Source organism: Acetobacter farinalis, assembly GCF_011516935.1.
Lineage (GTDB): Bacteria > Pseudomonadota > Alphaproteobacteria > Acetobacterales > Acetobacteraceae > Acetobacter > Acetobacter farinalis.
The window spans coordinates 1-14,686 of record NZ_WOTF01000007.1 but is presented as its reverse complement, the minus strand read 5'-3'; the positions used below and the strand labels follow the sequence as shown (position 1 = coordinate 14,686).

12 protein-coding genes are annotated in these 14,686 nt (G+C 58.0%); 8 read left to right on the top strand and 4 right to left on the bottom strand.

From position 1 onward, the window contains the following. Both hemH and mutY read right to left on the bottom strand, forming a co-directional pair. A complete protein-coding gene (hemH, locus tag GOB82_RS08080; protein WP_166121945.1) occupies positions 1-1,038 on the bottom strand; it encodes a ferrochelatase in 1,038 nt (345 codons plus the stop codon). A gap of 8 nt (positions 1,039-1,046) precedes the next feature. Then, positions 1,047-2,105, bottom strand: coding sequence for an A/G-specific adenine glycosylase (gene mutY / locus GOB82_RS08075; RefSeq protein ID WP_265794492.1), 1,059 nt, complete (start codon positions 2,103-2,105; stop codon positions 1,047-1,049). 10 nt (positions 2,106-2,115) lie between these two features. On the opposite strand from mutY, the gene GOB82_RS08070 reads away from it, so the two are divergent. The 8 genes from GOB82_RS08070 to holA all read left to right on the top strand — a co-directional run bounded on the left by GOB82_RS08070 (position 2,116) and on the right by holA (position 11,699). Beyond that, complete coding sequence (locus tag GOB82_RS08070) at positions 2,116-2,619, top strand: DUF721 domain-containing protein (protein ID WP_242007276.1); 504 nt, start codon at positions 2,116-2,118, stop codon at positions 2,617-2,619. A 316-nt stretch (positions 2,620-2,935) separates the two neighbouring features. Next, positions 2,936-3,178: a hypothetical protein gene (locus GOB82_RS08065; protein ID WP_166121941.1), complete on the top strand. Its 243-nt coding sequence runs from the start codon at positions 2,936-2,938 to the stop codon at positions 3,176-3,178. Between the two features lie 94 nt (positions 3,179-3,272). Continuing rightward, positions 3,273-4,331, top strand: a complete 1,059-nt coding sequence (locus tag GOB82_RS08060) for a transglycosylase SLT domain-containing protein (RefSeq protein ID WP_166121939.1) — start codon at positions 3,273-3,275, stop codon at positions 4,329-4,331. A gap of 139 nt (positions 4,332-4,470) precedes the next feature. Continuing rightward, on the top strand, positions 4,471-6,636 hold the full coding sequence (locus GOB82_RS08055; protein WP_166121937.1) for a BTAD domain-containing putative transcriptional regulator: 2,166 nt from the start codon (positions 4,471-4,473) through the stop codon (positions 6,634-6,636). A 63-nt stretch (positions 6,637-6,699) separates the two neighbouring features. Continuing rightward, entirely contained in the window at positions 6,700-7,242 is a 543-nt protein-coding gene (locus tag GOB82_RS08050) for a DUF3576 domain-containing protein (RefSeq protein WP_166121935.1), read from the top strand. Between the two features lie 75 nt (positions 7,243-7,317). Further along, complete coding sequence (gene leuS, locus GOB82_RS08045; protein WP_166121933.1) at positions 7,318-9,963, top strand: leucine--tRNA ligase; 2,646 nt, start codon at positions 7,318-7,320, stop codon at positions 9,961-9,963. Continuing rightward, a complete protein-coding gene (locus GOB82_RS08040; RefSeq protein WP_166121931.1) occupies positions 9,963-10,661 on the top strand; it encodes a hypothetical protein in 699 nt (232 codons plus the stop codon). The genes leuS and GOB82_RS08040 overlap by 1 nt, the downstream gene beginning before the upstream one ends. A 24-nt stretch (positions 10,662-10,685) precedes the next feature. Then, a complete protein-coding gene (gene holA, locus GOB82_RS08035; protein WP_166121929.1) occupies positions 10,686-11,699 on the top strand; it encodes a DNA polymerase III subunit delta in 1,014 nt (337 codons plus the stop codon). A gap of 804 nt (positions 11,700-12,503) precedes the next feature. Here the strand turns inward: holA and GOB82_RS08030 are convergent. Together GOB82_RS08030 and GOB82_RS08025 are read right to left on the bottom strand one after the other, a co-directional pair. Further along, positions 12,504-13,856, bottom strand: coding sequence for a hypothetical protein (locus tag GOB82_RS08030; protein WP_166121927.1), 1,353 nt, complete (start codon positions 13,854-13,856; stop codon positions 12,504-12,506). 590 nt (positions 13,857-14,446) lie between these two features. Further along, positions 14,447-14,686 (bottom strand): hypothetical protein (locus GOB82_RS08025; RefSeq protein ID WP_206752399.1); only part of this gene is annotated, 240 nt, incomplete at its 5' end.

Here is a 14,686-nt window from a genome sequence, read left to right as displayed (position 1 = left end):
TTACAGCCAGCCCGCCAGTTCATTCCGGGCGAGTTGCTCCAGCACCGTCACGGCTTCCGCACTGTCATTCAGGCAGGGGATGAGGGTAAATTCCTCCCCTCCCGCCTTGATGAAATCTTCACAGACTTCGTTGCCAATTTCATCCAGCGTTTCAATGCAGTCCGTGATGAAGCCCGGCGTGATGACAGCAATGCGCTTCACGCCCCGCGCTGGCAGGGCAGCAATAAACGGAGCCGTATACGGTTCCAGCCATTTGGTTGGGCCAAAGCGCGATTGGAACGTGAGCGGCAGGGTCTGCTCATCCATCCCCAGTGCCTCGCGCAGGGCCTTGACGGTCCGCTGGCACTCCGCGAGGTAGGAATCGCCTTTGTCCACATAGTCTTTCGGCAGCCCGTGGAACGAGGCCACCAGCATCTGTGGCGGTGTGTCCAAAGTGGCCAGAGCCTTGCGCACGGAACCGGCCAGCGCCGCGATATAGCTGGCATTGTCCGGGAAAGGCGGAAGCGTGCGGACGGCGGGCTGGTTGCGCAGTTTCATCAGCGCACGGAAAAGCTGGTCATTGGCCGTAGCCGTGGTGGTGGCGCTGTATTGCGGGTAAAGCGGCATGGCCAGAATACGGTCACACCCCAGCTCCAGCAGTTCCCGCACGCCTGATGCCACAGAGGGCGTCCCGTAGCGCATGCCCCAGACAACCGGGACATCATCCGCTTCAAACCGTGCCCTCAGCCCGTCGGCCTGCCGGCGCGTATAGCCGCGCAAGGGGCTTTCATTGTTCGACTTGTCCCAGATGCGCGCGTACGCCTTGCCACTCTTGCCGGGGCGGACTGTCAGCACCACCCCCTGAAGGATGGGCTGCCAGAGCAGCGGAGAGCCTTCAATCACCCTCCGGTCGGACAGGAATTCGGAAAGATAGCGGCGCACGGCCCGATACCCGGTATCCTCCGGCGTGCCCAGATTAAGCAGCAGGATCCCGGGGCGGCCTTCATACCGCGCTTTACCAGTCGGATGCTTGCGGGGGGGAATGTGGTGGAAGACCATGAGACCTCTTACAGCGCCTTGAGTCCAAGCCTTATGCACTTGAGCATGACAGAGGGCAACGCAAGCCCCCCAACCCCGCTGGCCGGGGCCAGAAACCCCGCCTGCGCAGCCTGATTGGAAAAGTGCCGCACCCGTGCGGCATACACCGTCACCTCAAGTGTAAAATGCGTAAAGACATGCCGGACCACACCGCAGGCCTGCCAGTCCGCTGTGAGCGGGGCCTGTGACAAAGCCTCGGCTTCCGGCCACGGGTCCGCACGCCAGTCCGTGCCGGGCAGTTCCGTCATGGCGGCCAGCAGGCCGGTTTCGGGCCGCTTGCGCAGCAGTATCTGCTCGGCCGCATCCAGCGCCAGAAAATGCGCGCCGTATCGCACAGGCCGCGCCACTTTAGGGGCCTTGCGCGGAAGAGTGGCCGCAATACCGGCCTTGTGTGCCGCACAGCTCTCCCGCCACGGGCACAGGCCGCAGGCCGGGGCACGCGGGGAACACAGGGAAGCCCCCAGATCAAACAGTGCCTGCGCAAAGTCAGACGGGCGCGCCTGCGCTTCCGGGCTGTCATTCAACCCTTCGGCCAGTCTGGCCAGTGTCTTGCGGGAGGCGGGCAGAGGCTCTTCCACCGCAAAGAGGCGGGCGGTAATACGCTCCACATTGCCATCCACCGGCACAACGGGCACGCCAAACGCAATGGCCGCAATGGCCGCCGCCGTATAGGCGCCCACGCCCGGCAGGGCGCGCAGGCCCGCAACATCCTGCGGGAAGCCCCCCAGCGCCACCACCTGCTGCGCGCAGGCATGCAGGTTACGCGCCCGGGAATAATAGCCCAGCCCGGCCCATGCGGAGAGCACATCATCCCGCTCCGCCGCCGCCAGCGCCTGCACGGTAGGAAACTTTTCCAGAAAACGGTGGTAATAGGGGCCAACCGCCTTCACCGTTGTCTGCTGAAGCATGATTTCACTCAGCCAGACAGGGTATGGCTCAGCACACCCCTCCGCCTCGGCCCGCCATGGCAGGGAGCGGCGATGTCTGTCATACCAGTCAAGCAGGAGGCGGGCGGATGGTTTTTTCACGGAGAGTGTTATGACGAAGGAGAGTCCCTCCGGCAAGACAACCGGGCGCAAGGCTGAAGCGCCACCGGCTCCACCCCGCCGCGCCATGACAGCCCGCAGTCTGGCCGCCCTGCTGCCGAATGTGACAGCCCCCGCTTTCAAGAAACGCTCTCCGGCCGGTGTGCAGCTTTTTACGGACTGGGCGGATATCGTCGGGCCGGCCCATGCGGCTGTCACCACTCCGCGCAAGCTCTCCACCGGCACCCTGACCATTGCCTGTGCGGGGCCTGTGGCCATGGAGCTGCAACATCTCTCAGAGGCCCTGATTTCCCGCATCAATACATGGTGCGGGCAGGCTCTGGTCGCGCGCCTGCGGTTTGTGCAGGACCCCGCCGCCGGGCAACGCATGGCGGCACGCCGCACCCCGAAACCCACCACGCGCCCGTGCCATCTGCCGGACATGGAAGATGGCCCCCTGCGGGCTGCTCTCGAATCTCTCGGGGCACATATCGAGCAGAAAAAGACGGGAGCTTAAGTCTCGCGCGAAGAAGAGCAGGAAAAGGCTTCACACTCCTCTTCAATCTTCATCATTTTTTTAAGTGCTTTCTTTAAAATGACACATTGTTGGGCGTTAAAGCCCTCGCAATAACAGTAAAGTGACAACCAAGACCCCTAATCTTCCATGTCTTACGGACATTATACGTCCTCTCGTGCCTCCGCACACCGGTCCATCAGGACCTCTTCGGCGCACCATCCTTTTGTAAGGAGGCCGTGCCCGAACGCCCGGGGAAGCGGTTGCCAGACGCAGCCTGCAGCACGACAAGACAGCTCACAGGACCCAGACTATGCTCATGAAGACGGAACTTGCTCTGACAATACGCACCACCGCCGCCCGCCGTGCCCTGCGCCGCCATGGGCGGGAGAGCCTTTCCGATCTGAAATTTCTGGAAAAATGGGAAACCACGCCCAGCAATACCGCTGCCAGCATTTTGCGGGCGGGGCAGATCAGGCGCACCAACCCGGACCTGATGCGTGAGATTGCCCACAATATCCACCAGAACAGCGAGAGAAAAAACGGCCACAGGTCACGCTGATTACTGCTGCCGGCCGCCCTGTTTTCAGGTCACAATGCCCCGATCTGCTCATGTTATGATTGCATCCGGCTTTCAGCAGGGGCACCATGCCGCCATGGTTCCGATTTCTCAGCACCGCAGGTCCTCCCGGCAGAAAAAGCGAGCGCTTCCCGCGCTGTGTCTGGGCGGTCTGGCAACGCTTGCCGCCTGCGCGGGGCCAGCCCGCCAGCCCTCCGCGCCACCCGGTGCCGCCGTCAACCAATGGAGCCCCTATATTCAGGAAGCCTCGACACGCTTTGCCATCCCTCAGGCATGGATACGGGCGGTGATGCAGCAGGAATCGGGCGGGCACCAATATATGCATGGCCGGCTGACCCGCTCCATTCATGGGGCGGTGGGGCTGATGCAGATTAAACCTGATACCTACCGGGAACTGGCAAGGCGCTACCATCTGGGCTCAAACCCCTATAACCCGCATGACAACATCATGGCGGGCAGCGCCTATATCCGGGAACTGTATGAGCGCTTCGGCTCCCCCAATTTTCTGGTGGCCTATAGCTGCGGGCCACAATGCGCGGAAAACCACCGCAGAGGGAAGGCCTCCCTGCCTTCCTATGCGCGGACCTATCTGGCGTCTGTCCGCCCGCATCTGAATGACCCTGTTCCGGCCACCCTGCGCACCACCGAAATGGCGTACAGCCCGGCCCCCGCCCTTCCTGCCGCCCCGCAGGTGCCTGAAAATGTATCAGGGAGCGCGCCCGACTCTCCTGCCCTGCCCGCCCCTTCCGGGGTGGATGAAGAAGGCATCGCCGTTTCCTCCGCAGCCGGGACAGACCCGGACCTGACAGCGCCAGCCGTGGCAACCGCCGCTGAGCAGACACCTTATCAGGCGCCTGCCGCCGCCACACTCTGGCAGCAGGACACAGGCGGGAACGCCATGATCCAGATTGGCGCATTCTCCACACAGGAACGCGCCATGCAGGCCGCAGCCCTTGCCAGACAGTCCTCCGACAGTCTGGCCAGTGCCGTCAACCGCATTGAACTGATCTCCGCCGCCGATGGCCGCCAGGTCTGGCGCACACGGCTGGCTGGCCTTTCCGTCACGCAGACAGGGCCAATCTGCTCACAGCTCCGCCAGCAAGGCCTGGCCTGTATACTGGTTGTTGATCAGTAATTTTTTTCTATTCCTTGTTAAGGTTTTTCTTATAGGACTATATTTCCTGTAAAGCATACCTTAACGCGGCCACAATCGGCCGACATTACCACGGATAACTCTTGCATAACGCGTTTATAAATAACGGACACCGTGACTCATGCCCACTGTAAACAGACCTGGGTTTCACAAGACTGAAACTGCCATCCTGCGCGTGCGCCTTCTGGGCCACATGGATGTAACCTCTCTTGCTGATGATTCGCTGCTCCCAAACGGCACGAAAACCAAAGGACTGCTGGCTATTCTCGCGCTGTCTGACCGGAGGCCCGTCGCCCGGACACGGCTTGCGGAACTGCTGTGGAGCCAGAGATCTTCCGAGCAGGCCCGCGCCTCCCTCCGGCAGGAAATCCACCGCCTGCAGGAAACACTCAGCCCGCTGGGCGTGCCTGTGCTGGACGTGCAGCGCCAGTCTCTGGCGCTGCTGCCGGGGCTGACCAGTGTGGATGCCGAACGCTTCATGACAAGCACCCCCGGCAATGTGCTGAATCTGCCCGAAGCCCCGGCGGCCCTGCTGGAAAACCTGACAGCCGTGGACCCGGCCTTCAGCGTATGGCTGGCCGAGCAGCGCACCCGCCTGCGCCAGCATATCCTGCACCAGCTTGAGGCCCTGCTGGCCACAACGCCGGAACCAACGACAGCACGAGAAGCCGCCCGCCGCCTGCTGCGCATGGAGCCGCTGCATGAAGGCGCATGGCGTGCACGCATTTTCTCCGAAACGCTGTGTGGTGAGCAGGGTGCGGCGCTGCTGAGCGCTGAAACCTGCATCCGCGCCTTTCAGGAAACCGTTGGCGCCCCTCCGGGGGAAGAGACCATGCGGCTGATTTCTGAAATCCGCAGCACACATTACAAGGGCACACGCCTCGTCTCCCGGCAGGAAGACCGCGCGCTGCCCCGTTGGGCAGAGACCACCAGCCCGGCGGAACCCGAGCACGCCCCCCCGGCGCGCGCGGCGCTGCACGGCAGCAAACATATCAGCACCCTGGTGTTCCTCTCCTGCCCGGACAACGTGACAGATCAGGCCGTGATCAGCCTTGCGGAAGAATTTCGGGATGAACTGTGCCTGTCCATGGCGCGGCACGAGATTCTTGATGTCATCATGCTGCCGCAGCGCTTCCCGTCCGCCACACCGGAAGATCTGGAAATTTTCCGGCAGAAGGATACGGATTTTATCCTCAGCGTCACGCTGACATCCCAGCAGGACGGCAAACCGCACCTGACCCTGCAAGCCTTTGACACCCGCCTGAACGGGGCCATTGTCTGGGGCTACAGGCTGGCCTTCACGCAGGATATGCTGATCCGCCTGTCCAACCGCATTTCTTCCGTGCTGGTCTGGACCCTGCTGATGACGGAATCCCGCAGGCTCGGCAGCAAGCCGCTGGCCGAACTGGCTCCTATCGGCATGGCACTGCGGGCCTTCAACCTCAGCCTGCGGAATGACCCGGCCATCGCGCATTCCATTGATGAACTCCTGCATCAGGCGGAAAAACGCGCCCCGGAGGAAGCGTTCATCCTGTTTGTGCATGGCCAGTACCTGCTGCTTCAGGCCTTTGAGCAGTGGGATACCCCGCTGGCGAGCCTGATGGTCCCTATTGTTGACCTGATGCGCCGGAACCTCGCGCTCGTCCCCACCAGCATGAGCGCACGCTTCCTTCTGGCCGTCAGCCTGCTGTACATGCAGCGGCGGGAGGAAGCCCTTGCCCTGCTCCAGCAGATGGAAGCCGAAACCCCGGACCCGCGGGACAGCCAGTTTATTCTGCTGGAAGGGCTGCACGCCCTGACCGGTGGCGATGCCACAACAGCCGCGCGCATCTACACGGACTTTTTCAACATGCTGCCGTTCATGCCCATGACGACAGCCGCGGACCCCAATCTGGTCCTGTCCTGTTTTCTGGCCGGACAGCACACGCTGGCACTGGAAAAAGCCCGGAACATTCTGATTACCAACCCGAATCGCACCGCCATCCTGCTGCCGGCCCTGGCTGCGGCCTCTGCTCTCGACCAGCATGATCTGGCTGAGGAATATGCCGAGCGCCTCTGCCTGCTGCAACCGGACCTGACCGCCGCACGGATTGAAGCCCATTACGCGTATCTGCCACCGCATATGGTAAAACTCGTTCTGGAAGCCCTGAAAAAAGGCGGCTTCCTGCTTCAGGACCACGCCCCCCTGCGCCCCCGGCCCGCCGAGAGCGCAAGCAGACGCTTGGCGGGATTGCCCCGACAGGATATGAAGAGAACCAAGACCCATTCGACCATGAACCGGACCTGATCCTGCGCAGCGGCAGGCCGGGGAACATCGGCGCCCCGCCGCCGAAGGAGCCGTATCGACATTATGCCACGTCGTCTCATGCCCTGCCCGCCCGCTTCCGGTTCTGCCTCCCGCGGCTCCCGGTCTTCTTTCTGGCTGTCTGGTGCCGCCCTTTCCAGCCTGCTGCTGCTCACCGCCTGCTTCGGCGGCGGCCACCGCACCAGCAATGGCCTGACCTCCCCGCGCAACCACCTTCTGCATGAAGACCGTGGCGCATCGGGTGGGGAGGACGTGCTGAAAGGCGGCGTAAACGCCTATCTGTGGCGCGCAACGCTGGATACGCTCTCCTTCATGCCGGTTTCCTCGGCGGATGCGGAGGGTGGCATTATCCTGACAGACTGGTACACCCCGCCCGCGGCCCATGGGGAGCGCTTCAAGATAACGGCGTTCATTCTTGACCGCCGCATGCGCTCCGATGCCCTGAGGCTGACGGTTTTCCGGCAGGTCCAGCAGGGCGGCGAATGGGTGGATACACCGCCCGCCGCCAACACGGCCTCTGACATTGCGGCCCGCATTCTCTCCCGCGCACGCAAGCTGCGCGCAGATAACGGCAACCGGGACGACTGATCTCCCGGCTACCCCGCCGTTCCGGCCCGCTGAGGGCCGGTTTTCCCCGCCTTCAAAATCACCCGCGCGAGTTCCATGACACAGCCTGCCAGCACGCCCAGCACCTCGGCGCCCTCCTCCACAGGGGTTGCCTTCGATTTTCAGACCGTTGAGCCCCGGTGGCAGAAAGCGTGGGATGATGCCGGTGTCTTCACCGTGCCGGATGTCCCCCCGGCCGATCAGCCCAAATACTATGTGCTGGAAATGTTTCCCTACCCCTCCGGCCAGCTCCATATGGGCCATGTCCGGAACTATGCGCTGGGTGACGTGGTGGCGCGGTACAAGCGCGCCCGTGGCTATGCCGTGCTGCACCCCATGGGGTGGGATGCGTTTGGCCTGCCGGCGGAAAACGCGGCGCGTGAACGCGGCGTCCACCCGCAGGACTGGACACTCAAAAACATTGCCGCCATGCGCGCCACCCTCCAGCGCCTTGGCTTCTCCCTGAACTGGGACCGCGAAATCGCCACCTGCCTGCCTGAATATTATGGCAAGCAGCAAAAACTGTTTCTGGACTTCCTTCAGGCAGGCCTTGTCGAGCGCCGGGAAAGCTGGGTGAACTGGGACCCGGTAGACCAGACCGTGCTGGCGAACGAACAGGTGGTGGACGGGCGCGGCTGGCGCTCCGGCGCGCTGATCGAAAAAAAGAAGCTCTCCCAGTGGTTCCTCAAGATCACCGATTTCGCTGAGGATCTTCTGGAAGGCCTGAAAACGCTGGACCGCTGGCCGGACCGCGTGCGCACCATGCAGGAACGCTGGATTGGCCGTTCAGAAGGGGCGCATATCACCTTCTCCCTGCATCAGCCGCCGCAGGGGCTGGAGAGCAACCTGAACGCGGTGGAAGTTTTCACCACCCGCCCGGATACGCTCTTCGGCATGTCCTTTCTGGCCATTGCGCCTGACCATCCGCTGGCAGCGTGGGTTGCACAGAGCAATCCGGAAGCGGCTGAGTTCATTGCGGAATGCCGCCGCCTCGGCACCTCGGTGGAAGCAGTGGAAACGGCTGAAAAGCGCGGCTTCGATACAGGTCTGCGCGTCAATCATCCCTTCATGGACAAGAGCTTTCCAATCTGGATCGCCAATTTCGTGCTGATGGATTACGGAACGGGTGCGCTGTTTGGCTGCCCTTCCGGAGACCAGCGCGATCTGGACTTCGCGCACAAATACACTCTGCCCGTCACGCCGGTTGTCCTGCCGCATGGCAAGACCGAGGCCGAATTCGTCATTACCAAAAACGCCTTCACCGGCGATGGCACCCTGATCAACTCGGGCTTTCTGGATGGTCTTTCCACGGAAGACGCCCGCAGGGAGGCTATCACCCGGCTGGAAGAACTGGGGGTTGGCAAAGGTGTGGTCAACTGGCGCCTGCGGGACTGGGGTGTGTCCCGCCAGCGCTACTGGGGTTGCCCCATTCCGGTCATCCATTGCGAAAGCTGCGGGGCCGTTCCGGTGCCGGACGCCCAGCTTCCGGTCAAGCTGCCGGAAGATGTCACGTTCGACAAACCCGGAAACCCGCTGGATCATCACCCCACATGGAAACATGTGGACTGCCCCTGCTGCGGCAAACCGGCTGTGCGTGAGACGGACACGTTCGATACGTTTGTTGACAGCTCATGGTATTTTGCCCGCTTCACCGCGCCGCATGCGGACACCCCGACAGTGCGCAGCGCCGCGGATGGCTGGCTGGCGGTAGACCAGTATATTGGCGGGATTGAACACGCCATCCTGCATCTGCTCTATGCGCGCTTCTTTACCCGCGCCATGCGCAAGACCGGGCATCTGGACCTGAGCGAGCCGTTTGCCGGCCTGTTCACACAGGGCATGGTCAGCCACGAAAGCTACAAGGACTCTGCCGGAAACTGGCTGTATCCCGAAGAAGTGGAGAGCCGCCCGGAGGGTGTCGTGGCGCGCGCCACGGGAGAAGCCGTGACGGTTGGCCGTGTGGAAAAAATGTCCAAATCCAAGCGGAACACGGTGGCCCCTGTGGCCATTATCGAACGCTTTGGCGCGGATACCGCCCGCTGGTTCGTACTCTCCGACAGCCCGCCGGAGCGCGACATGGAGTGGACGGAAGCCGGGGTGTCCGGCGCGGCCCGCTTTGCCCAGCGCCTGTTCCGCCTTGTGCGCAGCGTGGCGCAGGATGTGCCCGCGCAGGATACCTGCCCGGCAGAGATCGCACCGGAAGCAGATGCCCTGCGCCGCGCCACCCACCGCACCGTTGCCGCCGTAACGGAAGCGCTGGAAACCTTCACCATCAACGTGGCCGTGGCCCGTATCCATGAGCTGACCTCCGCTCTGGCAGACGCCGAAAAAACACCCGATGCCGCAGGCATGGCGTTCGCCCGACGCGAGGCCGCCCGCACACTCTGCCAGTTGTGCGCCCCGATGATGCCGCATCTGGCGGAGGAAATGTTCGCCCAGATGGAACCGGCAGGCCCTATGGTGGTACAACTGCCCTGGCCTGATGCGGACCCGAGCCTGCTGGCCGCCACGCAGGTCACACTTGCCGTGCAGATCATGGGCAAGCTGCGCGGCAAGATTGACGCCGCACCGGATGAAGACAGCGCGACCGTGATTGCCCGCGCGGAAGCCGAGCCTAACGTGGCGCGGCTTCTGGAGGGCAAAAGAATTGTCAAACGCATTCATGTGCCCAACCGTATCGTCAACTTTGTAACGGCAGGCTGATGTTCAAACCCCGCACCCCGCAGATTTTCCTGAACGGCTCTCTGGCAGTCCTGCTGCTGGGGGCTCCTCTTGCGCTGAGCGGGTGCGGTTTTCAGCCACTCTATGGCGAACGCGCGCATGACCCGCAGATTCAGGCGGAACTCAAGCGCATCTACGTTGCCAATATCCCCGAGCGTGTGGGGCAGCAGGTGCGCCTTGCCCTGCAGCAGGATATGGCGGGTGATGGCCCGGAAGACCCGCAAGGATACCGGCTGGTCGTGCAGCCCTCCATCGGGTCTGAAGCCATTGATATCCATGCGGATAACACCTCGGGCCGTGTCCGCATGAACGGCCATGCCCACTGGATGCTCTATACCGTGGAGCAGTCTCCCAAACTGCTCGCACAGGGGGATGCCTCCGCGCTGGATGGCTACACAGCCACCTACGAACAGTATTTCGCCCAGACCCTGAATACAGAAACCGCAAATGGCCGCATTGCCAAGGCACTGGCCGACCAGGTGACACAGCAGGTTTCAACATGGCTCCGCACGCAGGCCACTCCGGCCGAGCGCCGTGATCAGGGCCCCAAGGCGTTCTACCCCATTCCCAACGCCATTCCGAATTCTGAAAAAGATACCCCGATGGAGCAGGAAGGTGCGGATGCCATTCCGGATATGGCAACCGGCCGTGGCGCCCCAAGCTCTACCGGTGGCCTGTAACGGCTGAGGGCACGGACCAGCCCCATGAAAATTGATGCCCGCACCCTGCCGCGCGTTACCCGGGACCCCGGCTCATGGCGGGTCATCCTGCTGCACGGCGAGGATACGGGGCTGATCCGTGAACGCGCGCTCTCCGCCACGCAGATGGTTGCCGGCAGCAAGGATGACCCGTTCCGGGTGGCCGTGCTGGACAAGGAGACGCACGACAGGCTGGAAGAAGAAGCCACGGCTTTTTCCCTTATGGGGGGCCGCCGCGTGGTGCGTGTGCGGGATGTGGGCGATACCCTGCTGAAAGCTGTGACGCATGTTCTGGAGCAGAACACGGATACCCTGGTGGTGCTGGAAGCCCCGGACCTTCCCTCCCGCTCCAAACTGCGTGCCCTGCTGGAAAAGCACCCCGAATGCGCCAGCGTAGGGTGCTACCCGGAGGAAGGCCGCACACTTGAAGCCACCATTACCCAGATGCTGGCCAGCCGGAACGTGCGGATTGATCAGGATGCCCTGCACTGGCTGACAGGACGACTGGGGGCCGACCGGGGCGCTGCCCGCAGTGAAGTGGAAAAGCTGGCCCTGTATGCGGGGGACAAAGGCACACTCTCCCTGGAAGATCTGTATGCCTGCATTGGCGATGCGGGCAGTGTCTCTGTGGAAGACGCCGCCTTTGCCGCCATGGAAGGCCGCCGCGCGGAGGCCGATCTGGCCATTGAGCGCGCTCTGGCGGAAGGCACCAGCCCGATTGCCATTGCCCGGGCCTTCCTCTCCCACCTGCACCGCCTGCGGCGGGTGCGGGCGGCCATGGCGGATGGCGCCAGCCGGAGCGATGCCATCAAGGTCTTGCGGCCTCCTGTTTTTTTCAAACGCGCCAACGGTTTTAACCGGGCAGCAGAACTCTGGACGCTTCCAGCCCTTACCCAAGCCGTGCAGGAAACACAGGCGCTGGAACTCTCCTGCAAACAGACCGGCGCGCCGGATACCCTGCTGTGCAAACGCTACGTGGCGGGGCTGGCCGCCCGTGCGGCACTGGCAGCTCGGCGCTGAACCCTGCGCCCTTGCTCCGGCGGGATGCTTTCAGTATAGACAACAGGGTGTGTCCGCGTAGCTCAGCAGGATAGAGCACAGGATTCCTAAGGTAATTGGGCGCCATGACGGGAAACCCCATGGTGTATCCGCTCAAATTCGGGGAACGCTCTGGCCATCTCTGGCCGTGCCGATCCCGAGCCAAGCCGCGCTCCGCCACGCTGGAGCCGGAAGGTGTAGAGACTGGACGGGCGGTGCCTACGAGCCTGAAAAGGCTTACGGCAAAGGGACAGTCCAGACCACGAACGCCCGGCCCCTGAAGGGGGACGAAACCAGGCGGCGGTGAAAGCCGAAGTGGGATGAATCCTGGGGCCATGGGTTCGAATCCCGTCGCGGACACCACCCCCATCCGTGGAAGGCCCCATACAGGTCCACCACAGTCGGGGGATGAGTGGTTTCCCCTCATTAAACCTTCATTGATATCGATAGACTTCCGCAAACTGCCAGAATTTCCGCGATTATCATTCCTCTTTGAAATAAACTCTACAGATGCGTTTAAATCAAAGCGGTAACAGCAGAAATCTGCACTCCCCATGAGGCACCAACACCCAACTCCAACACGAGGCCTTTCCTGTATGGATTTAAAAATATTATACTTTTTAAAGAAATTTTCTTAAATTTTTCAATACAATGATCAAAAATGCAGAAAGCCCTATCGGTGAGTCTTGTAATAAAACGACCCTGCGTATTTTTCACAACGCTGGCACACAAAAGGACGTAAAACATCCATCACTGCACCAAAAATCACTCATAACTTCTACAACTTTAACTTCCACGAATTCTATTGTCACGTAAAGGTGGAATAAATGCTATCTTTTCCCAGTCATTAACTTCTTGGGCTTCAAAATCTATTATATTTTCCGGCCAGCACCTTAAATACCCTCCCTCCTCCAAGAAACAAAAGCTTGGATTTCTATCTGGCGAGAAAAATATATTACCTTTTTTTTCACCAACCGAAAGATGTATTAATGCAGATTCAGGCTCTTTATAGAGACTAAAAATCCGTCCATTACTTTGCGCACAAAGGCATGGCATTCCATCATCATAATCAATACCTACAGGCATCATTCCCTCAGGGGTCCTTAAAAGAGAAGCTGCACAAAGACTACGCGTCTTGGGATCATAATAAATCTGAGATCCGTGCGTGGTAATCAAAACCCCTTTATCTAAATGACTCCACCACAAAAAATCCGAACATGAAAAAATATTTCTTATTAAGAATGAATTCATAGAATTAATTAATATCTGAGCTTTGATAATTTCATTTCTATTTGCCAATTCGAAACACACTCCCCCCATAAGTCCTAAATCATTATACACATCGGAACTTCTTTTTTTATTTGAAAATTTATCAGACATCAGAATATTATAAATTAAACTAGGCTTACTCCTTCCTTCTCTGTAAATTTTATTAATGATATTATTGTTATTTTTTCTCCTTATATTATTTATTCTTCTTGTTAGTTTTTCTGTTGTTTTTTTATTATCTTGGAAATCAAAACACTCCATTATAGTCTTAATTGACTGTACGCCAATCAAGCTATCAATCACGATATGCCCTGCGTAAAAAACAGGGATAAGAACGGATGACTTGCAGCGCCGAGACGTTTCGTAGGCCTGAAAATTATCCACCTCCTCGCTAGGATCATAACAAATATAAATTTCACCTTTTGTGTCTTCTGGCTTTATGGCCATATCTTTCATATATTCTTTTATATATTGCGTATAATGCTCTGGAAGACTACAGTCTTCATGATAAATACTAAACTTCGGTGCCAAAGCCAAGACATAATCAGCGTTGAGTCTATTTGAATATTTAATGGCGGCATACCCCCCCATAGACGGACCAAAAGTTATTACTTTCTTTCCTTCTGTCATACTTCTACATATAGAAATAACTTCTTCCATCTCCGAAGAAACATACCAATTTTGCTTCTTAGTTGTTATTCCAATACATGTATAATTCAATTTTTCAGCAATAGGTTTAAGAAAATAGGTGTCCTCTGCATCTTCTTCATGATACAGCCCCATAAACGTTATTATTACAAAATCTTCAGCGCCAGCATGAAAATGAACGACAGTGTCATTCCCGTTATAAAGAATTTCTGTGAAGCCCATCTCTGATCCAACATCTAAACATTACATTTTTTTTATTATTCTAAAAAAATACACGGATCAAGAAAAACTCAACCGTAACCCCACACATATTATTGAATGCAACAATAAAAATCTGGATGAATTGATGGATAATTAACAACAAATAAAATAAATACGTGTTTTTGATTCATTTTGATTTTAAAAAGATTTCATTATTTATTTAATAAATAGAGTTATTTTTTCATAATTCGTTTTTTGATTTTGCTTCCTATGCCCTTAACGGGATAAATATAATTTATAACCTTAAAATATTTCATTTTTGAATATTTCCATTACTCTTATCCGTTATAAAATAAAAACCATGCAATTTTTTTCATTACTATTCCACTTGATCATTTATTTATTATGATAATATTTAATTTATTTTATTATATATTTTGCAACCACTATCCAGACTCAGGCATAAAATCAAAATCTGTAACTCTGGATTCCTTTTAATCGGAACAAGCAGGCGTTACCCACCGTGTTAATCCCGTTAAAGAATGCGGTCTCCGATTCCCCCAACAGTGAGACAAGGCTTCCTTACCCTCTCTCCACAACTATCGGCCAAGTCACAGCGTCTTATCCATCTCCTTGATGGACTGATCCGCCTCATCTGTCAGGCGTTGTATTTCTTCTTCGCTTCTGTTCGAAGAGGTTATTTTTTCCCTGTAATCCTGAATTTTCCTGATTACATCATCTGGAGGGTTCGAAAAACCCCCTGGTTTTGAGAGCTGCTCTGTGATTCCATTTCCCTTGAGTTGATTGGGGGCATGGATCATGAAGCAGACTGGTTTCTTTGATGTTGAAGA